This is a genomic window from Geodermatophilus sp. SYSU D00879 (assembly GCF_054050375.1).
This window is the reverse complement of record NZ_JBJGZF010000012.1, coordinates 56,671-81,816: the sequence shown is the minus strand read 5'-3', so window position 1 is coordinate 81,816 and position 25,146 is coordinate 56,671. Positions and strand designations below refer to the sequence as shown.

Below are 25,146 nucleotides of genomic sequence, written 5' to 3'. Positions count from 1 at the left end.
GCCGGTGCGTCCGCCGCTCAGCCCAGCTGTGAGCGCCAGTCCTCCCGCAGCCGGTACCCCCGCCCCCGCACGGCCTCGACGGCCGGGGCGCCCGGCCCCAGCTTGGCCCGCAGGGTCCGCACGACGGCGTCCACGACGTTGCTGCCGCCGGCGTACTCGGTGTCCCAGACCTCCCGCAGCAGCTCCGGCCGGCTCACCGTGCGGCCCTCCCGGTCGCGCAGGCACCGCAGGAGACCGAACTCCAGCGGCGTGAGCGCGACCCGCCGCCCACCGACCACCAGCTCGTGGGCGTCGGCGTCGAGGGCCGGCTCGTCGGCCACCCCGAGCTCCCTCGCCAGCAGCTCGACCAGCCAGCCGTCGACCGAGCGTCTCCCGAAGTCGAGCACCACGCTCGTGAACGGCCGGCCGTCGAGCACGACCGGGGGACCGGGGAGCGGCCGGAAGCCCAGCTCCCGGACGACGGGCCAGTAGGCCGGGACGTCCTGGACGACGACGAACATCTGCCGCAGCGCCGGGCGCAGCGCCATGTAGGTCCGCTTCACGTCCAGCCAGCACGCCGCCTGCGTCGTCCCCGGGGCCTCGCCGCGCTCCCGGTCCAGCCACCGGCGCAGCCCCAGCGCGACCTCGCGGCGCCCCAGCGGGTGGCTGTCCAGGTGCCGGGCCCAGGACCGGACGACGGGGTCGTCGGCGACGGGGGAGTGCCGGATGCGGGCGTCGTCGAGCAGCACGGAGAAGGCCGCCACGCCGCCGTCGCGGTCCCGGGAGACGGAGAACGCCGACGCCGTCGTGACCCACCACCGGTCCAGCAGCCGGGCGCCCTGGGGGCCCTCGTGCCGGTGCGTGATCCCCCGGACCGCGTCCTCGTCGAGGGTGCTCGCGGGCTCCACGGCGGGCTGCTGCGCGTCGGTGGGGAAGAACGCGGTCCGCACGACCGGGTTGTCGAGCAGGTAGAGGACGTCCGCGGTGTAGCGCCACAGCTCGGCGGGCGCCGCCGAGCGCATCTCGTCGCGCAGCCGCCGCCACGCCGCCCGCCGGTACTCGCGGTGGCGCACCGGGTCGGCGGTGCGCAGGTGCCCGGCCACGGCGTCGCGGACCGCCTCGTGCACGACCGCGCCGTCGCGGCCGGCCACGACGAAGGGGAGCGCGAGCAGGCGCTCCATCGCGACGGCGCCGTCGCCGTCCAGCACGGCGTCGAGCAGGGACTCCGTGGCCCGGCGCAGGACCGAGGCCGCCTCGAGCGCCCGCCGCGTCAGCGGGTCGGCGATGTCCTCGAAGTACAGCCGGGTCAGCTCCTCGACGACGCGGGACATCGCCGCGTCCTCCAGCCCGAGCTGCGGGTTCTCCGCGACGCCGGCCGTCGCCAGGACCAGCGCCAGCGGGTGCCCGCGGGCGACGCGGTTGAGCCGGTCCGCCTCCGTCGCGGCCACGCCGTGCTCGGCCAGCAGCAGGCCGGCGTCGGCGTCGGACAGCGGAGCGAGCGGGACGGTGCGGAAGCCGGGCACGCCGTACCAGGCCGGCACCGGGCGCTCGCGGCTGCCGAGGACGAGGAGGGTGCCGGCCGGGAGCGCGGGCACGAGGGTCCGGCGCAGCCAGGTGTCCATGAGCCGGAAGTGCTCGTACTGGTCCAGGACCAGCACGACCGGCGGCTCGGGCCCCTCCAGGGCGGCGACGAGCGCCTCCACGGTGGGGTGGCCGCCGAGGGCGCCCAGCAGCCCGCGTTCGGTCGGCTCCACGGTCCGGCAGTCCAGCGCCACGACGGTCGCGCCCGCGTCCGCCGCGAGGCCCGCGAAGGCGTGCAGCAGGGCCGACTTGCCGATGCCGGGCAGGCCGTGCACGTGCGTGGTGCCGCCGCGGCGCAGGTGGTCGAGCAGGAGCGTGACCTCGGGTCCGCGCCCCAGCAGCGGAGCGGCGCCGGGCCGCGTGGCCGTGCGCACGTTCCGAGACTGGCCGCCGGGGGAGGGGGCGGCAAGGGACCGACGTCCCCCGGCCGCCGGGGCCCCGGGTCACTCCGGGACGACCTCCACGGTGACCGAGAGGGACCCGTCGTTGTTGTCGTACCAGCCGGGCGGGCCCTGGTAGTCGTAGCCGTCGGCGAAACCGAGGAAGAGCCGGGTGGCGCCGTCCGGGGCGGTGACCCGGAGGTCGCGCCCGTCCCCGACGAAGAAGGTCTGGCCGATCTCCGGCGCGACGGGACGGGCGGTGTCGACGCCGGTGACGTCCAGCCGCGGCGGTGCCTCACCCCGCGGCGGGTCGTCGGTGAGGAACACCCCGGTGAGGAACATGCCGTTGTCGTCGGCGACGATCCCGGAGATCCCGCCGTAGGACTCGACGTCGGTCGTCCCGTTCGCCCCGCCGTCGCCCCCGGGGCCCACCCGGCTCGCGGTGCCCACGATGGGCGTGACGCTGCCGTCGACGTCCGGGAAGGTCACGACGCGGCCCCCGTCCTCCGGCAGCCGGAACAGGACCGGGAGCACGCCGTCGCCGCCCCCGCCGGGGCCGGGCGGGTCGTCGAGGCCGGCGCCGAAGACGTTGGCCTGGGCCGGGACCTCGAGCGCGCCGTCCCCGCCCCCGGAGACGACCGCCACGACCCCCCACGCGAGGAGCCCGCCGGCCGCCGTGCCGGCGACCACCGTCGCCACCCGGCGCCCGGGAGGACGCCGCTCACCGGGCGCCCGGCCCGTCGTCCGTCGCGGTGTGGGGGTGGAGGTGGCCACGGCCGTCCCCTCTCGTGCGCCAGGGGAGCAGGGTGGCCCGCCGGCGGGCGCCGTCGATGAGGGTTCGATGAGGCTCCGGTGAGGCCCGCTCCCCGTGCTCGGGGGCGGCGGAGCAGTGGGAGAGTGGGCGGCGTGACCGAATCGACCCCCGCACGCCGTGCCGTGCTCCACACCAACCACGGCGACATCACCGTCGACCTGTTCCCCGACCACGCGCCGAAGACGGTCGCGAACTTCGCGGACCTGGCCGAGGGCCGCCGCGAGTGGACGCACCCGGCGACCCGGCAGAAGAGCACCGACCCGCTGTACGACGGGACGGTCTTCCACCGGATCATCGACGGCTTCATGATCCAGGGCGGCGACCCGCTGGGTCAGGGCTTCGGCGGCCCGGGCTACCAGTTCGGCGACGAGTTCCACCCCGAGCTCAGCTTCGACCGGCCCTACCTGCTGGCCATGGCCAACGCCGGGCCCGGCACCAACGGCTCGCAGTTCTTCATCACCGTCAGCCCGACGCCGCACCTCAACCGCAAGCACACGATCTTCGGCGAGGTCGCCGACCAGAGCAGCCGCGAGGTCGTGGACCGCATCGCCAAGGTCCGCACCGGCCGCAACGACCGCCCCGTCGAGGACGTCGTGATCCAGTCGGTCGAGGTGCAGCGCAGCTGACCACCGGTTCCGACGACGGGGGCGCCGGCCGGCCGCCGGCGCCCCCGTCGGCCACCTGCTACCGCCACCCGGACCGGCCGACCGGCGTCCGGTGCGCGCGCTGTGACCGGCCGATCTGCCCGGAGTGCATGACGCCGGCCTCGGTCGGCTTCCAGTGCCCCGACGACGTCCGGGCCGGTTCCGCCGGGGTCCGCCGTCCCCGGCCGGCCTCCCGCTGGTCCGGCGCCCGCCGCCGGTTCGGCCCGGTCACCGTCTCGCTGGTCGCGGTCAACGTCGTCGTCTTCGTGATCACGGCCGTGTCGGCGGCCTCGGCCGGCCAGAGCCCGCTCGACAACTGGCGCTCGCCGGTGTTCGAGGAGTTCTCGCAGGTCCCCGTCCTCGTCGACGTCTTCGGCCAGGACTGGCGGCTGCTCACCGGGGCGTTCCTGCACATCGGGATCACCCACCTGCTGCTCAACATGCTCAGCCTGCTGGTGTTCGGCCCCGAGCTCGAGGGCCGCCTGGGCTGGTGGCGCTACCTCGCCGTGTACCTGCTCTCCGCCCTGGGCGGCGCCGTGGCCATCCAGCTGTTCGGCGAGCCCGGCCGCCCCGTGGCCGGGGCGTCGGCGGCCCTGTACGGCCTCCTGGGCTCCCTGGGCGTGCTGATGCTGGTCGCCCGGCAGGACCTGCGCGGCCTGCTCACCCTGCTGGCCATCAACGTGGTCATCAGCTTCCTGCCCGGCGTCTCGCTGCTGGGCCACCTCGGCGGCCTGGTCGCCGGCGCGCTCGCCACCGGGCTGCTCGTCCTCACCCGCCGGCGCGCGGCGGCGCAGGCGGCGTCGCTGGTGGCGCTGGCCGCGGTCCTGGTGACCCTCGCCCTCGCCGTGCCGGTGCCGCTGGCCGTCCTCGCCCTGTAGCGGGCCGTCCCCGCTCCTCAGGCGGGCCGCCGCGCCTCCAGCGCCTGCGCCACGGCCGCCGGGTCCGTCCCCAGGTCCCGGCGGCCCAGCAGCACGAGGGTGCCCGCGTCGTCGGGGTCCGTCGCGGCGGTGTCCAGCTCGAGCAGCCGCGAGCGCACCCCCAGCCGTCGCGTCGTGCGCAGCCGCACCCGCAGGCCCGGCCACGGCAGCCGGGTGCGCCCGGTCAGCGTCCGCACGACGACGCCGGTGTCGTCCACCGCCAGTCGCGGCCGCAGGACGACGTCGCGCAGCGCCGCGACCACCAGCAGCACGCCGGCGGCGCCGACCAGCACGCGTCCCGCCGCGTCGAGCCCGAGGGCGGCCAGTGCCAGCAGCAGCCCGCCGAGCCCGAGCGTGACCGTCTCCGCCGTCCGCGCCGACCACTGCACGTCCCCAGCCTCCCAGGACACCCGTGGCGTGTTCGTCCACAGGCCCGGAGAGGTGGGGACGCCCGTCCGCAGGTGGGGATCTGCCCTGTTCGGCCCGCGTGTCGACTCCTCGACCGCAGTGCCGTGCTTGCGCTGGGTGACCGTCCCGGCGTTGCGGTCGTGTCGACACATCCACAGCTGGGTACACAGCTGGGGACAAAGCACAGACCTGTAGTTACTCGGCTGCCCTTCTCGTCACACGCGCCTCACTGGTCGCGAAACCCCAGGTCAGGGCGGTGCAGTCGAACAGGCGTTCTCCACATGCGGTGGACAACCCTGGGGGTAGGGCGTCATGTCGACCTGTGGATCCACCGGTGGTGGATGCACAGCGGTCCACACCCCCGGTGTCCACCGCCGGACGGGCCCCGTGTACACGAGAGGCCCCCGTCCCGGGACCGGGACGGGGGCCTCTCGTGAGGGGGTGGGGCTAGCGCCAGCGCATGGACATGATCAAGCCGACCACCATGGCGCCGAAGCCGATGGCGAAGTTCCACGCCCCCAGCGACACCATGAACGGGATCTGGTCGCCGGCCACGTAGTAGACGACGATCCACAGCAGGCCGAGCACCATGAGCCCGACCATGAGCGGCGCGTACCAGCGCGGGCTCGGCTGGACGGCCCGTGCGTTGGCCGCACGCGACTGCAGCACGCCCTCGGGCGGCGTGTAGACCGACTTCTTGCGGACCTTCGACTTGGGCACTCCGACCGTCTCCTGCTGACTCGCTGGGGTGCCGGTCCGTCGCGACCGGCACGATCTCCTCCCAGCCTAAGCTCCGAGGGGACCCGCACGGCCGCGCCCGACGGCGTGCCGCCCCCTCCCGTCCCCCAGGAGCCCCCGTGACCGCCTCCGAGCCGCCGGTGGGCCCCGCCCGCCGCCGGTCGGCCTGGGGCGCCCTGGTGCCCGTGGTGGCGCTCGCGGCGGGACTGCTGTTCGCCACGTCCAGCCAGACCGCGGAGGGCTCGGACCTGCGCGCCGGCGACGTCACCGAGCTGTCCGAGCTCATCGCCCAGCGCAACGAGGTCATCGCCGGCCAGCAGGAACAGCTGGCCGCGCTGCAGCGCCAGACCGAGGCGCTCACCGACCAGGCGGCCTCCCGCGACGGCGCCGTCGCCTCGGCCCAGGCGGCCGGCGATGCCGGCGCCCTCTCGGCTGGCGTGGTCGCCCTCCGCGGCCGGGGTGTGGAGATCACCCTCGACGACGCCCCGCGCCGGCCCGACGGCAGCCTGCCGACGGGCGCCCGCCCCGACGACGTCGTCATCCACCAGTCCGACGTGCAGGCGGTCGTCAACGCCGTCTGGGCGGCCGGCGCCGACGGCGTGGCGATCATGGACCAGCGGCTGATCGCCACCAGCGCCGTCCGCTGCGTCGGCAACGTGCTGCTGCTCCACGGGCGGACCTGGTCGCCGCCGTTCGTCGTCACGGCGATCGGCGACCCCGCCGTCATCCGCGCGCAGCTGGCCGCCTCCCCGCAGGTGGCGGTGTTCGAGCAGGCGGTCGAGGACTTCGGGCTGACCTTCGCCGTGCGCGACCGGCCGGAGGTCACGGTGCCGGCCTACACCGGCTCCCTGGACATGGCACACGCCACAGCCGCTGACGGCTGACCGGGCGCTGCTGTACACAAGGAGCGTGAGCAGGCCCGTCCTCGTCGTCGACAACTTCGACAGCTTCGTCTACAACCTGGTCCAGTACCTGGGCCAGCTCGGCGTGCGGTGCGTCGTCCGGCGCAACGACGCCGTCACCGTCGACGAGCTGCCCGACCTCGACGTCGCCGGCGTGCTGCTGTCCCCCGGCCCGGGCACGCCCGCCGACGCCGGCGTGACCGTCCCCATGGTGCGGGCCGCCGCCGAGGCCGGGACGCCGGTGCTGGGCGTGTGCCTGGGCCACCAGGCGATCGCCGAGGCCTTCGGCGCCGAGGTCGTCCGCGCGCCGGAGCTGCTGCACGGCAAGACCAGCGAGGTCGTGCACGACGGCGTCGGCGTGCTGGCCGGGCTGCCCTCGCCCTTCACCGCCACGCGCTACCACTCGTTGGCCGTGGACCGGGCCACCGTGCCCGACGAGCTCGAGGTGACCGGCACGACGGCGTCGGGCATCGTCATGGCGCTGCGGCACCGGGAGCTGCCCGTCGAGGGCGTGCAGTTCCACCCCGAGTCGGTGCTCACCGAGGGCGGCCACCGGATGCTGGCCACGTGGCTGGCCGCGTGCGGCCTGGCGCCCGACCCGGCCGTCGTCGAGGCCGCCGCCGCGGGCGCCCGCCGCCTCTCCGCCGCCGCCGTGTAGCCCCCGGCACGACAGGAGGGCCCCTCCCGGTCGGGAGGGGCCCTCCTGTCGTCCGCGGTCGCTCAGATGGGGGTGCTCGGGTCGCCGTCCAGGCCGCCGCCGTTGGGGGCGGGGCTGCCCGTCGTCGGCGTCGCCGTCCCGCGGGCGACCAGCAGGGTGATGGTGCCGTCCGGCGCCACCGTCTGGCCGGGCTGCGGGTTGCTGCCCACCACGGTGCCGTCGGCCTGGCCGGGATCGGCCTCGGTGTCCTGGGTGTCGATCGTCCCGGAGAAGCCGGCGGCGGCCAGCGTCTGCCGGGCCTGCCCCTCGGTCTGCCCGACGATCGTCGTCGGCACGGTGATCTCCGCGGCGCCGCCGGACACCTGCAGGGTGATCGGCTGGCCGGCGGACGCCTGCTGGCCGGCGGCCGGGTTCGTCCCGACGACGGTGCCGGCGGGCTCGTCGGAGTCGACCTCGGTCACGGTCAGGTTGGTGAAGCCCGTGCTCCGCAGCGCCTCCCGGGCGGCCTCCTCGAGCTGGCCGGCCACGTCCGGGACCTCGTCCGTGCCGTCGGAGACCGACAGCGTCACGGTGGTGTCCGGGGCGACCGCGGTCCCCTCCTCCGGGTCGACCGCGACGACGGTGCCCTCCTCGGCGAGGGAGTCGACCTGGTCGGAGTTCACGTTGCCCTCGAAGCCGGCGTTCTCCAGCGCCGTGCGGGCCCGGTCCTCGTCGAGGTCGACCACCTGCGGCACGGTCACCGTGTCCGGGGCGACGCCGACGGTCAGGGCGACCTCGCTGCCCTCCTCGACCTGCGCGCCGCTGTCGGGGTCGGTGTCGAGCACCGTGCCCACCTGGGTCTCGTCCGAGACCTGCTGCTGGGTCACCTGCTCGGCGACGGTCAGGCCGGCCGCCTCGATGGCGGCCCGGGCGTCGGCCTCCTGCTGCCCGACCAGCCCCGCGGGCACGGTCACCTGCGCGGCGGCCGGGGGCTGCTCCTCGTCGCCGCTGTCGACCAGCAGCGCCACCCCGACGACGGCGCCGATGAGCACCAGCGCGCCGACGACGAGGGCGACCACCCGGTTGCGCCTGCGCCGGCGGGCCACCGCGTCCTCGTCGTCCCAGCCGCCGTCGCCGTACGCGGGCGCCGCGCCGAGGATGGTGGTCTTCTCCTCGTCGCCCATGACCGGGGTGGCCTCGACCCGCTGCCCGGCCAGGGCCCGGAGCAGGTCGTTGCGCATCTCGGCGGCCGACTGGTACCGGTTCGCCGGGTTCTTGCTCATCGCCTTCATGAGGATGGCGTCGAGCTCCGGCGGCACGGCCGGGTTGATCGAGGACGGCAGCCGCGGGTCCTCGCGCACGTGCTGGTAGGCGACCGAGACCGGCGAGTCGCCGGTGAACGGCGGTGCGCCGCAGACCAGCTCGTAGAGCAGGCAGCCCAGGGAGTAGACGTCGGAGCGGGCGTCCACGGCCTCGCCGCGGGCCTGCTCGGGGGAGAGGTACTGCGCGGTGCCGATGACCGCGGCGGTCGAGGTCATCGTGGCGGCGGAGTCCGACACCGCCCGGGCGATGCCGAAGTCCATCACCTTGACGGTGCCCTGGGGCGTGATCATCACGTTCCCGGGCTTCACGTCGCGGTGCACGATGCCGTTGCGGTGGCTGAAGTCCAGGGCGGCGCAGATGTCGGCGGCCAGGCTCATCGCCCGCTCCGGCTGCAGCACGCCCTCGCGGCGCAGCACGTCGCGCAGCGTCTCGCCCTCGACGTACTCCATGACGATGTACGGCGTCGCGCCGCTGGTCGTCCGGTCCTCGCCGGTGTCGTACACCGCGACGATCGACGGGTGGTTCAGCGAGGCCGCCGCCTGCGCCTCCCGCCGGAAGCGCACCTGGAACGAGGGGTCGCGGGCCAGGTCGCTGCGCAGCACCTTGACCGCCACCTCGCGGCCCAGCCGCAGGTCGCGCCCGCGGTGCACCTCCGCCATCCCGCCGCGGCCGAGCACCCCGCCGATCTCGTAGCGCTCGCCGAGCACCTGGGGGGTGGTCATGCGTGGTCCTCTCGGGCGGTGCTCTGGTGGGTCGCGGGCGTCCCCGGGCAGCAGGGAACGCCGGGAGCGCGCCCGGTTCCGGCGGTCACCCTAACGGGCGACGCCGCCCGGTCCCGGGCGGCGCGAGGGAGCGGCGTCACGCCGGCGGTTCCTGCGCGGCCACGTTCGCGGCGGCCGGGGAGGTGGCGCCCCCAGGGCCCGCGGTGCCGGGCTCGGTCCCGTCGCCGACGGGCGGCTCGGTCGCCGGTGGCGCCGTCGTCGGCGGGGGTGCGGACTGACCCGGTGCCGTCGTCGTGCCTTGCGGAGTCTCTGTCGTCGGCTCAGGTGCAGGCGTGGTCGTGGGTGCGGTCGTCGTGGTCGGCGCCGGCGGTCGGGTCGTGGTCGGCGCGGGGGTGTCCTCGTCGCCGGAGCCGCCGTCGTCCTGGCCGCCGCCGGAGTCGTCGCCGGTGTCCTCGGGCTCCTGCTCCGGGGTGTAGTCCTCCCGGGCCACGTACAGGGTGACGGTGGAGCCGCGCGGGACCGGGATGCCGTTGGGGTCGACGGCGGCGACGTCGCCGGCGCTCAGCTCGACGCCCGCGGCCGCCAGCTGGTCGGCGTCGGCGTCGGCCTGGGTCACCTCGAGGCCGGCCTCCTCCAGCTCGGCCTGCACGTCGTCGGCGTCCTCGCCGATGTACTGCGAGGCGGCGGGGATGTTGACCAGCTGCTGCGTCGCGCTGGCCGAGCCGCTGGCCGAGGACGTGCTCGCGGAGGGACCGGCGGTGGTGCCGTCGCGGTCGTCCCCGCCGCCCAGCAGCAGCCAGGCGCCGGTGACCAGCCCGGCGACCACCAGCAGGGAGACCAGTGCCCACACCCACCGGCGGCTGCCCCGGCGCGGCGCGGCGCTGTCGTCCCACCGGTGCTCGTCCCCGTCGACGGGCGGGCCCTGCAGCGGGGGCATGGTGCGCGCACCGGCGGCGTGCCGGCCCCCGGTGCGCGGGCCGGCGGCCGCGGCGCCGAGCGCGGCGCCCGCGGCCGCCCCGGTGAGCGGGCCGCCGAGGACGCGGGTGCCCTCGCCGCCGTCGACCTCGGGGATGACCTCGGTCCGCGCGGCGGCCATCGTCCCGGTGGCCGACGTCCCGGGCGCCGGGCTGCCGCCGGAGGCGACCGAGCGGATCGCCGCGGCGAAGGCGGCGCCGTCGGTGAACCGGTCGGCCGGGTCCTTGGCCAGCGCGCGCTCGACGAGGAGCCGCACCGCCGGCGGGATGTCGCCGGGCAGCGGCGGCGGCGGGCGGTTGATGTGCGCCAGCGCGATGGCCACCTGCGAGGTGCCGTCGAAGGGCCGCACGCCGGTGAGGCACTCGTAGCCGACGACGCCGAGGGAGTAGACGTCGGAGGCGGCGGTGACCTCCATGCCCTGCGCCTGCTCCGGCGACAGGTACTGCGCGGTGCCGACCACCATGCCGGTGCGGGTCAGCGGCGTGGTGTCGCGGGCGCGGGCGATGCCGAAGTCGGTGAGCTTCACCACGCCGTCGGGCCGGACGATGAGGTTGCCCGGCTTGATGTCGCGGTGCACCACCCCGGCCGCGTGCGCCGCCGACAGGCCGTCGGCGGCCTGGCCGAGGACGTGCAGCGTCCAGTCGACCGGCAGCCGCCCCTCCTCGTGGAGGATCGTCACCAGCGGCTTGCCCTCGACCAGCTCCATGACGAGGAAGGCCAGCTGGCCGTTGCCGCCGTCGGTGCTGGTCTCGCCGTAGTCGTAGACCGAGGCGATGTTGGGGTGCGACAGGGCCGCGGTGTGCCGCGCCTCGTTGCGGAACCGGGCGACGAAGCTCGGGTCGCCCATGTACTCGCTGCGCAGCACCTTGGCGGCGACGACGCGGTCCAGGACGCGGTCGCGCGCCCGCCAGACCTCGCCCATGCCGCCCGTGGCGATCGGCTCGGTGATCTCGTAGCGGCCGGCCAGGATGGTGCCGGTGGACAGGGCCATCAGCCCCCCTGACCCTCGAGGTGGGCCTCGATCACGTCGCGCGCGATCGGGGCGGAGACGTCGCCGCCGGTACCCCCGCCGTTCGCCACGAACACCGCGACGGCGATCCGCGGGTCGTCGGCCGGGGCGAACCCGATGAACCAGTTGTGGTCGGGCCCGGCGTTCTGCGCCGTCCCGGTCTTGCCCGCGACCTCGACGCCGGGCACCTGCGCGCGCCGGCCGCTGCCGTTCTCCACGACGCTGACCATCATCTCGGTGAGCTGGTCGGCGACCTCGGGCGTGACCGGCTGGGAGAACTCCTCCGGGTCCGACCGGTCGATGACGGTGAGGTCGGGGGCGCGCACCTGGTCCACCAGGTAGGGGGTCATCAGGGTCCCGTCGTTGGCCACGGCCGCGGCGATCATCGCCGCCTGCAGCGGGGTCATCCGGACGTCGCGCTGGCCGATCGAGCTCTGACCCAGCGCCGCCTCGCTCTCGATGTCGCCGACGGCGCTGCCGGCGACCTCCAGCGGGATCTCCATGCCGTCCCCGGTCATCCCGAACGCCTCGGCCATCTCCCGCACGCGGTCCTCGCCGAGGTCGATGCCCAGCTGCGCGAAGGCGGTGTTGCAGGAGATGGTCAGCGCGTCGATCAGCGACTGCTCCTGGCTGCTGCTGCAGGAGGACCCGTTGAAGTTCTCCAGCGTCGTCGACGTGTCCGGCAGGGTGAGCAGGTCGGGGGCGGGGACGACGGTGTCCGAGGTGTACTCGCCGGTCGCCAGCGCGGCCGCCGAGACGATCACCTTGAAGATCGAGCCGGGCGGGTAGTTGTCCTGGGTCGCCCGGTTCAGCCGCGGGTCGGTCTCCATCGCGTCCAGCTGGTCGGCGTAGGCCCGGATGGCGGCGGGGTCGTGGGTGGACAGCTGCCCGGGGTCGTAGGTGGGCGTGCTGGCCATGCCGAGCACCGCGCCGGTGGACGGGTCGAGCGCGACGACCGCGCCGGTCACGCCGTCGAGCCCGGCCATCGCGGCCTCCTGGACGGCGGCGTCCAGGGTGAGGACGACGTCGCCGCCGGCCGGGTCGCGGCCGGTGAACAGGTCGGCCAGCCGCCGGGTGAACAGCCGGGCGTCGGAGCCGGTGAGCACGTCGTTGGCCGCGCGCTCCATCTGGGCGCTGTTGTAGAGCAGCGAGTAGTAGCCGGTGACGGCGGCGTACGTGCCCCCCTGCGGGTACTGCCGCAGGTACTCGAGCGTGTCCTGGGTGGGGACCGACAGGGCCACCTCGGTGCCGTCGACGACGATCGAGCCGCGCTCGCGCGAGTACTCCTCGGTGAGCACGCGGGTGTTGCCAGGGTCCTCGCGCAACTCGTCGGAGCGCACGACCTGGATGTAGTTGACGTTGACGATGAGCAGCGTGAACAGCACCAGGACGCTGATCGCCACCCGGCGCAGCGGCGCGTTCACGTGGACACCACCTCGGTCGGGGCGTCGCCGAAGGCGGCCTTGGGGGGAGCGGGCGGGGTGGCCGGCCGCCGGGCGGCGTCGCTGATCCGCACCAGGATCGCGACCAGCCCGAAGTTGGCCACCAGCGAGGACCCGCCGTAGGCGACGAACGGCGTCGTCAGGCCGGTCAGCGGGAGCAGGCCGGTGACCCCGCCGAGGACCACGAACAGCTGCCAGGCGACGGCGAAGGCGAGACCGCCGGCCAGGAGCTTGCCGAAGGCGTCGCGCACGATCAGCGAGGTGCGCAGGCCGCGCTCGACGAGCACCAGGTAGATGACGATGACGGCGACCAGGCCGAACAGGCCCAGCTCCTCGCCGATCGCCGAGGCGATGAAGTCGCTCTTGGCCACCGGCACCTGGTCAGGGCGGCCGCCGCCGAGCCCGGCGCCGAACAGCCCGCCGGTGCCCAGGCCGAACAGGGACTGGACCAGCTGGTAGCCGCCCTCGTCGCGGTAGGCGAAGGGGTCCAGCCAGGTGTCCACGCGGACCCGCACGTGGCCGAAGAGCTGGTAGGCGAGGAACGCGCCGCCGGCGAACAGGCCCAGGCCGATGAGCAGCCAGCTCGCCCGCTCGGTGGCGACGTAGAGCATCACCACGAAGATGCCGAACAGCAGCAGCGAGCTGCCCAGGTCGCGCTCGAAGACGAGCACGAGGATCGACACGACCCAGACGACCAGCACCGGGCCGAGGTCGCGGCCGCGCGGCAGCTCCAGACCCATCACCCGGCGGCTGGCCAGCGCCAGCACGTCGCGCTTGTCGACCAGGTAGGCGGCGAAGAAGACGATCAGGCAGATCTTGGCGAACTCGCCGGGCTGGATGCTGAAGCCCGCGACCCGGATCCAGATCTTGGCGCCGTAGACCTCGGAGACCGACGCGGGCAGCACCGCGGGCAGCGCGAGCAGCACCAGGCCGACCAGGCCGAGGGTGTAGGCGAAGCGGGACAGCAGCCGGTGGTCGCGCAGCACGACCACGACGGCGACGAACAGCGCCACGCCCAGGGTCGCCCACAGCAGCTGGACCGGGGCGTCCTCGCGGGTGGCCTCGCCGTCCTGCAGCCCGGCGAGGTCGAGCCGGTGGATCATCGTCAGCCCGAGGCCGGTGAGCACCGCCACCGCGGGCAGCAGCAGCGGGTCGGCGTACGGCGCGAACCGGCGGACGACGAGGTGCACGACCAGCCAGAGGGCGGTGAACCAGCCGCCGAAGGTCAGCAGGTCCGCGCGCAGCGAGCCGGTGACCGTGACGTCGACGATGCACTGCGCCGCGAGGGTGATGAGGACGGCGAACCCGAGCAGCGCGAGCTCGGTGTTGCGCCGCCGGGGCGGGACCGTGCCCGCCGCGGGGGCACGCGGGTCGGTCGAGGGGCCGCCCATCACTCCGCCTCCCGGCAGTCCACCCCCGGCTCGGGCGACGACGACGGGGAGCCCGACGTCGGCGCGGCCTCGGTGCTGCTGCCCGTCGCCGACCCGGAGGGCAGGGCCCCGGCGTCCGGGGAGGGCAGCGCGCCGTCAGGGAGCGGCGACAGCGAGGCCTCGGCCGACGGGGGAGCGTCGTCCGAGGGGGTGGACGGTTCGGGGTCGCACGGGGGCAGGGTCGCGTCGTGCAGGTCGCCCACGATGCGCTGCGCGTCGTCGGCGTCGCTGGCCTCGATGCCCTGCCGCACGCTGTTCTGGTCGTAGGAGGACAGGTCGTCGAGCGCGATGTCGGTGACGTCGTCGACCCGGTAGAGGTCCAGGCCGAGCAGGGCGGTGTCGAAGCCGCGGTAGACCGCGACCCGCTCGCCGCCGTCGGCGGCCGCGACGCCCACGAACCAGTGGGTGAGGACCCACAGCCAGGTGGCGATCGCGCCGGCCACCAGGACCAGAACCGTCCCCACAGCGACGAACAGCCGCCGCCGAGGGCGGCGGCGGTCGGGGGGAGCGGCGGCCGTGGAGCTGTCCGTCGGTGGTGGCGGAGGTGAGGGCGGGGGGTCGGCGAGCGCCGCCCGGCCGGCCGCCGAGCGGGGGTCGACCTCGCGCTGGCCGCGGTTGTTCCCGGCCGCGCCGTCGACCACCGGCTCCATGGAGGTGCCCGTGCCGGAGTCCTCGACGACGTCGGCGACGATCACGGTGATGTTGTCCGGGCCGCCGCTGCGCAGCGCCAGCTCGACGAGCCGGTCGGCGGTCGACTGCGGGTCGGGGTCCTTGAGCGCCTCGGCCAGCGTCTCCTCGCTGACCACGCCGGACAGGCCGTCGGAGCACAGCAGGTAGCGGTCACCGGCGCGGGCCTCGCGCATCGACAGGTCGGGGTCGACGTCCTGGCCGTTGAGCGCCCGCAGCAGCAGCGAGCGCTGCGGGTGGTGGTTGGCCTCCTCGGGCGTGATCCGCCCGTCGTCGATGAGGGTCTGCACGAACGTGTCGTCGTGTGTGATCTGGGTGAGGACGCCGTCGCGCAGCAGGTAGGCGCGGGAGTCGCCGACGTGGCACAGCGCCAGCCGGCCGCCGGCGAACAGGACGGCGGTGAGCGTGGTGCCCATGCCCTCCAGCTGCGGCGACTCGCGGATGACCTCGCGCAGGTGCTCGCTGCCGTCGAAGACCGCCTCGCGCAGCGCCTGCAGCATGTCGCCGCTGGGCGCGTCGTCGTCGAGGTGCTCGAGCGCGGCGATCACGACCTTGCTGGCGACGTCGCCCGCGGCGTGCCCGCCCATGCCGTCGGCCACGGCCAGCAGCCGGGGCCCGGCGTAGACCGAGTCCTGGTTGTTGCCGCGGACCAGGCCGCGGTCGGAGCGGGCGGCGTAGCGCAGCGCGAGGCTCATCGGGACCTGCTCACGTCTGGTCTGCCGCTCCCCGTGGTCGTCTGCGTGCTCGTGTGGAGGGTGCCCATCAGCGCAGCTCCAGGGCGGTCTGGCCGATGCGGATCGGCTGGCCGGGAGCCACGAGCAGCGGCCCCTGCACCCGCTGCTGGTCGAGGTAGGTGCCGTTGGTCGACCCGAGGTCCTCGACGTACCACTGCCCGCTGCGGTTGGTCAGCCGGGCGTGCCGCGAGCTGGCGAAGTCGTCGGTGAGGACGAGCGTCGAGTCGTCGGCACGTCCGATCAGGATGGGCTGCTCCCCGAGGGTGATCTTCGTCCCGGTCAGCGGACCGGCGGTCACCACGAGTGTCCTGGGGCCGCGTCCGCGCTTGCGGGCGGGGGTCGCCGCGGCCCGGGGCGGGACCGAGGCGACCCGCCCCGTCCGGCCGCCGAACAGGTCGGCGCGGACCACCCGGAACGCGGCGAAGATGAAGAGCCAGAGCAGCAGCAGGAACCCGAAGCGGAAGACCTGCAGCACGATCTCGGCGGTCACGGCCGGCTCCCGTTCACGCGCCGTCCTGCCGGTAGACCAGCACCGAGTGGCCGATGCGGATGACGTCGCCGTCGGACAGCGCCTGCCGGCTCACCCGGCGGCCGTTGACCAGCGTGCCGTTGGTCGACCCGAGGTCCTCGACGACGGCGGTCCCGTTCTCCAGGACGCAGTCGGCGTGCTTGCGGCTGACGCCGGTGTCGGGCAGCCGGATGTCGGCGTCGGTGCCGCGGCCGATGACGTTGCGGCCGGTGCTGAGCTCGTGCCGGGTGCCGGGCCCGTCGACGACGAGCACGTGGGTGACGCCGGGCCGGGTGCCCGCGCGGCCGGTCACCGAGGGGTGCTGCCGCCCCGTGTCGGTGGCCGTGCGGCCCTGCAGGGGCGGCAGCGGGGGGAGCGCGCCGGAACCGTGCAGCGGGGGCGCCGGCGGGACGGCGGTGGAGTCGGCGCGCGAGCCCGGGCGGGCGGGGTCGGCGACGTGCGAGCTGACCTCGAACACGCCGGTCGGCAGGGCGTCGTCGCGCTCGAGGCGGACCTGGACCTCGCCGAAGACCTGCCAGCCCTCGTCGTCGATGTGCTCGGAGACCATGTCGGCGAGCTCGGAGGCCAGCTGACCGGACCACTCGGCGAGGTTGTCGTAGTCGGCGGGGCCCAGGCGGACGTCGTAGACGTTGGGCGCGAGCACGCGGCCCTCGCCCATGACCGACTTCTGCTCGTCGGCCTCCCGCTGCAGGGCCTTGGCGATCTCGGCGGGGTGGACCTTCCCCTTGAAGATCCGGGCGAAGGCGAAGCCGACCATCCCCTCGAGCCGTCGCTCGAAGCGCTGCAGCACGCCCACAGTCGCTCCTCCACGCTCGCCCGTACAGGTGATCCTCGACTGATCGTAGCCGGGTGGTTGCGTCGCGACCGGCCAGGAACGCGTGACACCCCCGGGTCCGGCCGGCGCCGCCGGGCCCGGGGGGCGGGACCCCTCCGCCGGGTCCCGCCGGTGGGCTGCTACTGTCTCTCCTCGCCAGGGCAAGTGGCGGAATGGCAGACGCGCACGGTTCAGGTCCGTGTGTCCGGAAGGACGTGGGGGTTCAACTCCCCCCTTGCCCACCAGATCCTGGGGGATCCCCCCAGGACTTCCAGGCGGCCGAGGCCGCCCGCGTCGCCGGGATCAAGGCGCGCTACCCCGGCGTCGACACCCTGGCTCCCTCCGGGCCGGCCGCCGGCCGCACCGTGGGGGCCGACGCCTCTGCGGAACCGCTCCTCGGCAAGGCGCTGTCTGCGCTGGGCTGGACGCCGGACACCTCCCTCGTCGCCGCCCGCGCGAACGGGCACACCGTCGTCCGCGCCGCCGCCGACAGCCCCCTGCTCACCCCGGGCCCGTCGACGCTCAGCGGCGCCTCACCCTGCCGCCGGCCGTCCTGGGCACCCTCGACGTCCGCCCCGGCGACCAGGTCCCTCGCCGGGGTCGTCGTCGACACCGCCGAGCTGCACCTGTTCGCCGCGGCCGACCCGCTCCAGCAGCTGACCGGCGCGCCGCCTGCAACGTGCAGCCCATCCCCGGTCGGGACACGGCACACCGGCCGGGTCCAGCCGCCCGGTCAGGGACGCCGGAAGCCCTCACGGAGTCAGCCTCTCGTCCGTGGTGGGCGCGTCGTCGTGGAGGAGGTGGGAACTCAGGTGCAGCCGGGTCAGCGCGCTGCGCAGCTGTGGTGACGCGCCGTGCACGGTGATCCGCCGGCCCTGCCGCATCGCTCGGCGGTAGGCGTCCCCGATGGCCCGCAGCGCGGCGTGATCGGCGACCTCCAACTCGCTCACGTCGACGGTCAGGGTCGGCTGCTCGGTGCCCAGCAGGACCGAGACGGCTTCGCGCAGCAGTCGTGCGCTGCGGCCGTCCAGCCGACCGATCGCGGTCACGCGACCGGTCTGCAGGTCCAGCTGCACGTCGAGCGTCGACGAGCCGGCGGGACGCCTCGGCTCCTGCCGCTCGCGTGGTCGGAGGACCGCTGCCGGCCCCCTCGGCAACGCTGGGCCCGGATCCGGCGCGGGCCGAGGAGGTGGCGTCGCCTCCCGGTCCGCCTGTGGCGTCGCCTCCCGGTCCGCCGGTGGCGTCGCTGACGTCACGCTGGCCTCCTCGCCCTCCCGGGTCGGACGGCCGCGCCGGCCGAGGACGTCCGGCCACATGCTCGGGCTCCCGTGGCGGGGTGCGCCTCACCCGACGCGGAGGACCGCGCTGCGCTCACCTGCGGGATCCCGCGCGATCGAACACAGGGTCGGCGGCGCTGCGGCCTGGTACACCTGCGAGACGCCGGCCGTTCACGTGAGATCAAGAAGGCGGTTCACGTGGAGATCCAGAGGAAGTACGCCGCGGACGAGTCGTTCGAGCTGCCGCCACTGACCCAACTGGTGGCCGGATCCGCGGAAGGCCGCAGCGCGCCGGCCGGCCCGGGAGCCCCGGTTGCCGAGGGGGAGGCGGAGACCCGGCGGCTGAAGGCGGTCCAGTTCGACACCGCGGACCTCCGTCTGGCGACGGCGGGGTTGACCCTGCGCCGGCGCACGGGCGGCGACGACGTCGGATGGCATCTCAAGGTCCCGGCAGGGACGGGGGCGCGCCCGGCGGTGCGCCTGCCGCTGGGCCGCGCCACCCAGACCGTGCCCGAAGAGGTGCAGAACATGGTCTGGGCCCACAGCAGGGGTGCCCCGCTGCAGCCGGTCGCCGAGATCGTCACCGACCGGACGGTGCACCGGCTGGTCGATGCGACCGGCCAGGCGCTGGCGGAGATCGCCGACGACCGCGTCAGCGCCCGCAGACTGCGGCCGACCGACGGCAGCGGGGACGCGGCCGACGCCGCGACGTCCTGGCGGGAGATCGAGGTGCAACTCGTCGGCGGCGGGACCGAGCTCCTCGACGCCGTGGACAGCCGCCTGCGGGCGAAGGGCCTGCGCGACGCCGCGAGCTCCTCGGCGCTCGTGCACGTGCTCGACGGGGACGCGCGCCTCCGGCCGGCCGAGCGGGAGGCGGCGGAGCTCACGACCTCGTCGGCCGCCGGGGAGGTGGTCCTCGCCTACGTCCGCGAGCAGGTGGAGCGGGTGCGCGCGCAGGACCTGCCGGTGCGCCTGGACGCCCCCGACGCCGTGCACAAGATGCGCGTGGCCGCCCGGCGGTTGCGCAGCGCCCTGGCCACGTTCAAGCCGCTGTTCGCCGGCGACGTGGCCCGCCCGCTGCGCGGGGAGCTCAAGTGGCTGGCCGGAGAGCTGGGCGCGGCCCGGGACGCCGAGGTGATGCGCGACCGCGTGCGCTCGGCGATCGAGGCGGAGAACCCGCTCGGCGCACCCGGCCCGGTCGCCGAGGACGCCGGAGCGCCGCTGGGCCGCGCCTACCGCAGCGCCCACGACCGGGTGCTCGCAGAGCTGGACGGCGATCGCTACCACCGCCTCCTGACCGACCTCGACGACCTGGTCGCCTGCCCGCCGTTCACCGCGCGCGCCGGAGCGCGCGCCGGGAAGGCGCTGCCGCGCCTGGTGGCCCGCAGCTACACCGGAGTCCGCCGCCTCGTCGAGGACGCATCCGCCCGGCCCGCCGGCGCCGAGCGGGAGGAGCTGCTGCACCACGCCCGCAAGGCCGCGAAGGCCGCCCGCTACGCCGGTGAGTCGGTCAGCCGGGTCTTCGGTGCCGACGCCACCGCGTTCGCGCGGGCGATGGAGGCGGTGCAGGAGGCGCTGGGGGAGCACCAGGACTCCGTCCTCACCCGGGAACGGCTGCGCGACCTGGCCGTGCACACCTCCAGCACCAGCACCGCCTTCCTCTACGGGCGCCTGCACGCACTCGAGGAGGCGCGATCGGCGCAGTCCCAGCAGCACTTCGACGACGCCTGGAAGGCGGCCGGCCGCAAGTCCCTGCACCGCTGGCTGCGATGACTGCTCGTCGCTCCGGTCGCTGCTACCCGGCGGTCGGGCCCGGCAGGCCGGACCTCGCGCACGACGGACCGGATCCGGGCCGATGCAGCGGTCGTGCCGGAGGCGACTGCTCCACCGGTCGCCCGCCCGCTACGACAGGCCTCGGTGACGTTCACCCACCCGGTCCTCGAGGGACAGCGCAGCGACGTCGAGCTCGCACAGGTCCACGCCGGCTGGGACGCCACCCTCGCCGACTGCACGGAGTGCGCGGTCGGCGAGGGGTGAGCGGCGCTCCGGTGGTGCTCAGGCGGTGCCGGCGGTCTCCTGCAGGAAGGCGGCGGAGTCGTAGTAGGTGCGGACGCCGGTGAGCAGGCCGTCGTCGGACCCGTCGCCCTCGAGCACGGTGACGCCGCGGTAGCTGAACGGCTTCCCGTTGCGCAGCGTGCCGCGCGACTCCCACTCCAGCGCGGCCGTCCTCTCCCCGACGGTGCTCGAGGTGAACGTCGTCTCCAGGTCGCCGAAGACGTTGCGGTAGTCCTCCCAGAACCGGCGGGCGCCGTCGCGGCCGCGCGCCGCGTGGTCCTGGTTGAGCTTCATCAGCTCGGCGTCGTCGCCGGTGAGGTCGACCAGCGGCTGCGGGTCCCGCTCGGCGTCGAGGTGGTGCAGGGCGTCGGTGAAGCGCTCGGTGAGCGTGTGCACGGTGGTCCTCCGGGGCTCGCGGCTGCGGTCTCCGGGGGCTACCCGGCCGGTACCGGACGGACCCGCACCGGTTCAGGCGGCCGGCCGCCGTCCGCAACGCCGCTCGCCGAGGGTGCGGGCGAGCAGGACGACGCCCCACGGGCCCACGACCCACACCGGCCACGGGTAGACGAGGTCGCCGCTGCCCACCACCGACACCAGCCAGATGCCGACGACGATCACGCCGGTCACCAGCCAGCTCGTCCAGGCCGCGCGCAGGTCGTGCCCCCACGCGCCGTGCCAGGCGCCGCCGTACGCGGCCGCGGCGACCGGGCGGGGTGCCGGGCGGGCCGGGCCGGGCAGGTCCGTGGTCAGGTCGGCCAGCTCGCCGTAGGTCCGGGCGGCGTGCGCGCGGGCCGACCGGTCCTCGTACTCGGCCAGGGTCAGCCGGCCGTCGGCCAGCGACTCGTCGAGGCGGGTGACGACGGCGGCGCGGTCGGCGTCGGCGGCGAGCAGGTGCGGCTCGGGCATCTCGGGGCTCCTCGTCAGCGGGTGACCCGAGTCTTTCCCCGTGCGGTGGCCGTCACCATTGACAGACGTCACGAGTCGGCCGTGCGTCCTGCACGGTCAGCCGTTCGCGGGCACGGCCTCCCGGGCCAGGTGCTTGCCGATCACCATCCGCTGGATCTGGTTGGTGCCCTCGAAGATCTGCATGACCTTCGCCTCGCGCATGTACCGCTCGGCCGGGTGGTCACGGGTGTAGCCGGCGCCGCCGAGCACCTGGACGGCGTCGGTGGTCACCTTCATGGCGGCGTCGGTGGCGACGAGCTTGGCGATGCTGGCCTGCCGCGAGTACGGCTGACCGGCGTCCTTGCGGCGGGCGGCGACCAGGTAGGTGGCGCGGGCGGACTCGACGGCGGCGGCCATGTCGGCCAGCAGGAACGCCACGCCCTGGTGGTCGACGATGCGCCGGCCGAACGCCTCCCGCTCGAGTGCGTAGGCGACGGCGACGTCGAGCGCGGACTGGGCCAGCCCGACGGCGACCGCGCTGACGCCCAGGCGGCCGGAGTCCAGCGCGCCCAGGGCGATGGCCAGGCCGCGGCCGGGCTCGCCGACCATCCGGTCGCCGGGCACGGCGACGTCGTCGAGCCGGATCGCCGCGGTGGTGGAGCCGGTGAGGCCCATCTTCTGCTCGGGCGGCGCGGCGGACAGCCCGGGCAGGTCGGGGGTGAGGTGGAAGCAGGAGATGGCGCGGTCGCCGTCGTCGGGGGTGCGCAGGAAGGTCGTGTAGAAGTCGGCGTGCCCGCCGTGGGTGACCCAGGCCTTCTCGCCGGTGGCCACCCAGCCGTCCTCGGTGGCCTTGGCGGTGGCGCGCATGGCCGCGGGGTCGGAGCCGGCGTGCGCCTCGGAGAGGCAGTAGGCGCCGAGCAGCCGGCCGCCGACCATCTCCGGCAGCCACTCCTCGCGCTGCTGTGGGATGCCGAACCGGTCGACCGGGCCGCAGGCGAGGGTGTGCACGCTGACCCCCAGCGCGACGCTGGCCCAGCGCATCGCCAGCTCCTCGACCACCTGCAGGTAGACCGCGTAGGGCTGTCCGCCGCCGCCGACGTCCTCGCCGAAGGGCAGACCGAGCAGCCCCGTCTCCCCGAGCAGGGCGAACACCTCCCGCGGGAAGCGCTCCTCGCGCTCGTACGCGGCCGCCTTCGGCGCCAGCTCGGCGTCGGCGATCTCGCGGGTGAGCGCGATGAGGTCGGCGGCCTCCTGGGTGGGCAGCTCACGGTCGACGGCCACGGGGTCCCCCTCGTTGCGGATCAGCAGCAGTACCGACAACGGTACGGCAGTATCGTCCGTCGTCCAGGGGCATGCTGTCCGGCCGAGGAGGTGCCGTGACGACGACGGAGACCGGCGAGCGGCGGCTGACCGCGCGCCAGGCGCAGCTGCTCGACCAGCTCACGGAGGTGTTCCTCGCCGAGGGCTTCGCCGGGTTCACCCTCGAGGACCTCGCCGTCCGGCTGCACTGCTCCAAGACGACGCTGTACGCACTGGCCGACAGCAAGGAGCAGCTCGCCGTCCGGGTGGTGCGGCACTTCTTCCGCCGGGCGACCGCCGCCGTCGAGGCGCGGACCGCCGGGGAGACCGACCCGGCGCGGCGGGTCACCGCGTACCTGGAGGCCGTGGCGGAGGAGCTGACCCCGGCATCGCGGGCGTTCCACCGTGACCTGGAGGCGTTCCCGCCGGGGCGAGCGGTGTACGAGCACAACACCGCCGTCGCCGCCGAGCGGGTGACCGCGATGATCGCCGACGGCGTCGCGGCCGGCCGGTTCCGCGAGGTGCACCCGGCGCTGGTGGCCGACACCGTCACCACGTTGATGTCGCGCATCGGCCGCGGCGACACCGCCCGCGCCACCGGCCTGGACGACGCCGCCGCCTACCGCGAGCTCGCCGCCCTGCTGCTGCACGGGATCAGCCGGTGAGGGTCGTGCTCGAGCCCGCCGCCTGGGACGACGACGAGGTGCGGCGGCTGACCACCGCGCAGCAGGCGGAGCTGCGGGCCCGCTACGACGGCGACAGCGAGCCGGGGACGCCGCCGTCGGCCGCGGACGTCAGCGTCGTCCTGGTCGCGCGGGACCCCGCCGGGACGGCGGTCGGCTGCGGCGCCCTGCGCGCCCTGGCCGACGACGTGGCCGAGGTCAAGCGCATGTACGTGGCGCCGGAGGCCCGCGGGCGGGGCGTGTCCAAGGTCGTGCTCGCCGGCCTGGAGGCCGCGGCCCGCGAGCGCGGCTGGACGACGCTGCGGCTGGAGACCGGCCCGCGCCAGCCCGAGGCGATCGCGCTGTACGAGGGGGCGGGCTACCGTCCGATCCCCGCGTTCGGCGCCTACGTGGACGCCCCGGACGCCGGGTGCTCGCTGTACTACGAACGGGACCTGGCCGGCCGCGCGTGAACCCGATCCGGCGCACCGGACATGGAGGGGTGTGACCGCCTCACCGCCCGCGTCCGGCTCACCACCGGTCCTCACCGCCCTCGCCGTGCACCGGCCGGCCGGCCCGCCGCCGGACGCCGTCCCGCTGCACGCGCTGCCGTCGTCGCTGCCGACCGACGCCGAGGTGCTCGCCGGGTCGCTCGCCGAGCCGGAGCTGTTCGCGACGCTGTTCGACCGGCACGCCGCCGCGGTGCACCGCTACCTGGGTCGGCGGGTCGGTGAGCTGGCCGACGACCTGCTCAGCGAGACGTTCCTCGTCGCCTTCCGCCGCCGCGCCGACTACCGGCCGGAGCGCCTGGACGTGCGGCCCTGGCTGATCGGCATCGCCACCAACCTGGTGCACGGCGCCGCCCGGGCCGAGCGGCGCCGTTACCGGGCACTGGCCCGGGCGGCGGCCGAGCCGGACGCCCGCCCCGACGACGACCCGCACGACCGGCTCGACGCGGAGGCGCTGCGCGGCTCGCTGGCCGCCGCGCTCGCCGGCCTCAAGGCCCCCGACCGAGACGTCCTGCTGCTCGTCGCCTGGGGTGACCTGTCCTACGAGGAGGTCGCCGCGGTGCTCGACGTCCCCGTGGGCACCGTCCGCTCGCGCCTGCACCGCGCCCGCCGCCAGACCCGCGCCGTGCTCGAGGCGCCGACGCTGTCCGACCTGCTGTCGGAGGAGACCCGATGAACGAGACGACCCTGCTCCGCGAGGCGGGGCCCGAGGCGCCGGAGCTGACGCCCGCCGCGCGCGCCGCCGCCCGCGCCGCCCTGCTGGAGGAGATCGAGGCCGCGGGGCCCCGCCGGTGGCGACCGCGGCTGCCCGGGCGGCGGGTGTCGCTGCGCGTCGGCACCGCGCTGGTCGCCGTCGCCGCCGCCTGGACGACGGCCGCCGTCGCCGGCTCGCCGCAGGATCCAGGGTCGCCGTCCGTCCCGTCGTCGAGCGCGCCGGCCGCTCCCGGCGCGCTGGCGCTGGTGGCGGCCGAGGCGGTGGCCTTCCCCGTCTCCGTCGAGGCGCCGCCGGAGGGCTTGACGCCGCTGTACAGCCGACGCGGCGGCATGCCGCAGTACGGCGAGACACCGCCCTGGTACGTGGCGGCCTATCTGCCCGTCGACCCGGTGACCGGCGCACCCGGGCCCTCCGGTGCCGGCCAGGTGGTGCTCACGCTCTGTCCCGAGGACCCCCGCTCCTCCGAGGACTACGGCTTCTGGCCGGAGGGGGAGCCGACCGGGACGGCGACGGTCGACGGTGCCGAGGCCGCCGTCTGGCGGGAGGACGGCACGGTCAGCCTGCTGTGGGAGCGGCCGGACGGGCAGTGGGTCTGGCTCGCGGGGGAGGGTGCCCCGGCGGAGGTCGAGGCCCTGGTCGCGATGGGGGAGTCGATCGTGGACCGGCCCGTGCCGGTGGGACTCCAGTTCGGCCTGGCGCCGGCCGGTTGGTCCGTGGGCGGCTACGAGGAGAGCCGCAGCCTCGACCTGGTGAGTGACGCCGCCCCCGTGCTGGCACTGCGGCTCAGCGCGGTGGGCGCCCAGTACACCGGGACGATCGACGAGCTCCTCGAGGGGATGCCGACGGCCGCCCCGACGGAGCCGGTGACCGTGCAGGGCCGCGACGGCCGGCTGGCGCTGCTGACCGGCGACGTGGGGCAGCCGCCGTTCTGGACGCTGATCGGGCAGCTCCCGGACGGCCGGTTCTTCCGCCTGCTCGCCCCGCAGGTGTTGACCCGCGAGCAGGTGCTGCAGATCGGTGAGCAGGTGACCGCAGCGCCCTGACGGCGCGCAGCCCGGCACGGCCGTCCGCTCGCAGCG

The 25,146-nt window shown here is 75.4% G+C and carries 24 protein-coding genes and 1 tRNA gene; 10 read left to right on the top strand and 15 right to left on the bottom strand.

The features are described from left to right. Positions 1-17 precede the first annotated feature (17 nt). Together ACI79B_RS16015 and ACI79B_RS16010 are read right to left on the bottom strand one after the other, a co-directional pair. The gene (locus ACI79B_RS16015) at positions 18-1,934 is read right to left on the bottom strand and encodes a winged helix-turn-helix domain-containing protein (protein WP_456927732.1); all 1,917 of its coding nucleotides are present in this window, start codon (positions 1,932-1,934) and stop codon (positions 18-20) included. Between the two features lie 69 nt (positions 1,935-2,003). After that, on the bottom strand, positions 2,004-2,714 hold the full coding sequence (locus tag ACI79B_RS16010; RefSeq protein WP_456927733.1) for a hypothetical protein: 711 nt from the start codon (positions 2,712-2,714) through the stop codon (positions 2,004-2,006). A gap of 132 nt (positions 2,715-2,846) precedes the next feature. Here ACI79B_RS16010 and ACI79B_RS16005 point away from each other — a divergent pair, with 132 nt between their 5' ends. Beyond that, a complete protein-coding gene (locus tag ACI79B_RS16005) occupies positions 2,847-3,380 on the top strand; it encodes a peptidylprolyl isomerase (RefSeq protein ID WP_456927734.1) in 534 nt (177 codons plus the stop codon). Positions 3,381-3,508: 128 nt separating this feature from the next. Beyond that, a complete protein-coding gene (locus ACI79B_RS16000; RefSeq protein WP_456927735.1) occupies positions 3,509-4,276 on the top strand; it encodes a rhomboid family intramembrane serine protease in 768 nt (255 codons plus the stop codon). Positions 4,277-4,293: 17 nt separating this feature from the next. On the opposite strand, the gene ACI79B_RS15995 is transcribed toward ACI79B_RS16000, so the two are convergent. Together ACI79B_RS15995 and crgA are read right to left on the bottom strand one after the other, a co-directional pair. Continuing rightward, on the bottom strand, positions 4,294-4,704 hold the full coding sequence (locus tag ACI79B_RS15995) for a PH domain-containing protein (protein ID WP_456927736.1): 411 nt from the start codon (positions 4,702-4,704) through the stop codon (positions 4,294-4,296). A 466-nt stretch (positions 4,705-5,170) separates the two neighbouring features. Further along, the gene (crgA, locus tag ACI79B_RS15990; protein ID WP_456927737.1) at positions 5,171-5,443 is read right to left on the bottom strand and encodes a cell division protein CrgA; all 273 of its coding nucleotides are present in this window, start codon (positions 5,441-5,443) and stop codon (positions 5,171-5,173) included. Between the two features lie 137 nt (positions 5,444-5,580). Between crgA and ACI79B_RS15985 the strand changes: the two genes are divergently transcribed. Together ACI79B_RS15985 and ACI79B_RS15980 are read left to right on the top strand one after the other, a co-directional pair. Next, positions 5,581-6,345: a DUF881 domain-containing protein gene (locus tag ACI79B_RS15985; protein ID WP_456927738.1), complete on the top strand. Its 765-nt coding sequence runs from the start codon at positions 5,581-5,583 to the stop codon at positions 6,343-6,345. Between the two features lie 25 nt (positions 6,346-6,370). Beyond that, positions 6,371-7,021 carry an aminodeoxychorismate/anthranilate synthase component II gene (locus ACI79B_RS15980; RefSeq protein ID WP_456927739.1) on the top strand — a complete coding sequence of 217 codons (651 nt, stop codon included), beginning with the start codon at positions 6,371-6,373 and terminating at the stop codon, positions 7,019-7,021. 62 nt (positions 7,022-7,083) lie between these two features. Here the strand turns inward: ACI79B_RS15980 and pknB are convergent, their stop codons facing one another. From pknB to ACI79B_RS15945, 7 genes are all read right to left on the bottom strand, one after another. Then, complete coding sequence (pknB, locus tag ACI79B_RS15975) at positions 7,084-9,045, bottom strand: Stk1 family PASTA domain-containing Ser/Thr kinase (protein ID WP_456927740.1); 1,962 nt, start codon at positions 9,043-9,045, stop codon at positions 7,084-7,086. Positions 9,046-9,181: 136 nt separating this feature from the next. After that, complete coding sequence (locus ACI79B_RS15970; RefSeq protein WP_456927741.1) at positions 9,182-11,011, bottom strand: protein kinase domain-containing protein; 1,830 nt, start codon at positions 11,009-11,011, stop codon at positions 9,182-9,184. Continuing rightward, positions 11,011-12,453 (bottom strand): peptidoglycan D,D-transpeptidase FtsI family protein, encoded by a 1,443-nt coding sequence (locus tag ACI79B_RS15965; protein WP_456927742.1) that lies wholly within the window; start codon positions 12,451-12,453, stop codon positions 11,011-11,013. The genes ACI79B_RS15970 and ACI79B_RS15965 overlap by 1 nt, the downstream gene beginning before the upstream one ends. Continuing rightward, positions 12,450-13,862: an FtsW/RodA/SpoVE family cell cycle protein gene (locus ACI79B_RS15960; protein WP_456927743.1), complete on the bottom strand. Its 1,413-nt coding sequence runs from the start codon at positions 13,860-13,862 to the stop codon at positions 12,450-12,452. The genes ACI79B_RS15965 and ACI79B_RS15960 overlap by 4 nt, the downstream gene beginning before the upstream one ends. Continuing rightward, positions 13,862-15,283, bottom strand: coding sequence for a PP2C family protein-serine/threonine phosphatase (locus ACI79B_RS15955; protein WP_456927744.1), 1,422 nt, complete (start codon positions 15,281-15,283; stop codon positions 13,862-13,864). The genes ACI79B_RS15960 and ACI79B_RS15955 overlap by 1 nt, the downstream gene beginning before the upstream one ends. A gap of 67 nt (positions 15,284-15,350) precedes the next feature. Continuing rightward, positions 15,351-15,812: an FHA domain-containing protein FhaB/FipA gene (locus ACI79B_RS15950; RefSeq protein WP_387988658.1), complete on the bottom strand. Its 462-nt coding sequence runs from the start codon at positions 15,810-15,812 to the stop codon at positions 15,351-15,353. Positions 15,813-15,825: 13 nt separating this feature from the next. Beyond that, complete coding sequence (locus ACI79B_RS15945) at positions 15,826-16,647, bottom strand: FhaA domain-containing protein (RefSeq protein ID WP_456927745.1); 822 nt, start codon at positions 16,645-16,647, stop codon at positions 15,826-15,828. A gap of 177 nt (positions 16,648-16,824) precedes the next feature. Between ACI79B_RS15945 and ACI79B_RS15940 the strand changes: the two genes are divergently transcribed. Further along, positions 16,825-16,910: transfer RNA gene (locus tag ACI79B_RS15940), tRNA-Leu, on the top strand. A 507-nt stretch (positions 16,911-17,417) separates the two neighbouring features. Here ACI79B_RS15940 and ACI79B_RS15935 read toward each other — a convergent pair. Further along, positions 17,418-17,714: an STAS domain-containing protein gene (locus ACI79B_RS15935; RefSeq protein ID WP_456927746.1), complete on the bottom strand. Its 297-nt coding sequence runs from the start codon at positions 17,712-17,714 to the stop codon at positions 17,418-17,420. A gap of 426 nt (positions 17,715-18,140) precedes the next feature. Here ACI79B_RS15935 and ACI79B_RS15930 point away from each other — a divergent pair, with 426 nt between their 5' ends. Beyond that, the gene (locus ACI79B_RS15930) at positions 18,141-19,715 is read left to right on the top strand and encodes a CYTH and CHAD domain-containing protein (protein WP_456927747.1); all 1,575 of its coding nucleotides are present in this window, start codon (positions 18,141-18,143) and stop codon (positions 19,713-19,715) included. A 282-nt stretch (positions 19,716-19,997) separates the two neighbouring features. Here ACI79B_RS15930 and ACI79B_RS15925 read toward each other — a convergent pair whose 3' ends face one another. The 3 genes from ACI79B_RS15925 to ACI79B_RS15915 form a co-directional block, all read right to left on the bottom strand. After that, positions 19,998-20,393: a nuclear transport factor 2 family protein gene (locus tag ACI79B_RS15925; RefSeq protein ID WP_456927748.1), complete on the bottom strand. Its 396-nt coding sequence runs from the start codon at positions 20,391-20,393 to the stop codon at positions 19,998-20,000. A gap of 72 nt (positions 20,394-20,465) precedes the next feature. Beyond that, positions 20,466-20,903, bottom strand: coding sequence for a DUF1707 SHOCT-like domain-containing protein (locus ACI79B_RS15920; protein WP_456927749.1), 438 nt, complete (start codon positions 20,901-20,903; stop codon positions 20,466-20,468). A gap of 96 nt (positions 20,904-20,999) precedes the next feature. Beyond that, positions 21,000-22,163: an acyl-CoA dehydrogenase family protein gene (locus ACI79B_RS15915; protein WP_456927750.1), complete on the bottom strand. Its 1,164-nt coding sequence runs from the start codon at positions 22,161-22,163 to the stop codon at positions 21,000-21,002. A 95-nt stretch (positions 22,164-22,258) separates the two neighbouring features. Between ACI79B_RS15915 and ACI79B_RS15910 the strand changes: the two genes are divergently transcribed. Genes ACI79B_RS15910 through ACI79B_RS15895 form a run of 4 tightly spaced genes read left to right on the top strand, consistent with a single transcriptional unit; the run spans position 22,259 to position 25,110 of the window. Next, a complete protein-coding gene (locus ACI79B_RS15910) occupies positions 22,259-22,846 on the top strand; it encodes a TetR/AcrR family transcriptional regulator (protein ID WP_456927751.1) in 588 nt (195 codons plus the stop codon). Further along, positions 22,843-23,316 (top strand): GNAT family N-acetyltransferase, encoded by a 474-nt coding sequence (locus tag ACI79B_RS15905; RefSeq protein WP_456927752.1) that lies wholly within the window; start codon positions 22,843-22,845, stop codon positions 23,314-23,316. Before ACI79B_RS15910 ends, ACI79B_RS15905 begins: the two co-directional genes overlap by 4 nt. Before the next feature lie 31 nt (positions 23,317-23,347). Then, positions 23,348-24,028, top strand: a complete 681-nt coding sequence (locus ACI79B_RS15900) for an RNA polymerase sigma factor (protein ID WP_456927753.1) — start codon at positions 23,348-23,350, stop codon at positions 24,026-24,028. Then, positions 24,025-25,110: a hypothetical protein gene (locus tag ACI79B_RS15895; RefSeq protein ID WP_456927754.1), complete on the top strand. Its 1,086-nt coding sequence runs from the start codon at positions 24,025-24,027 to the stop codon at positions 25,108-25,110. The genes ACI79B_RS15900 and ACI79B_RS15895 overlap by 4 nt, the downstream gene beginning before the upstream one ends. Positions 25,111-25,146 lie beyond the last annotated feature (36 nt).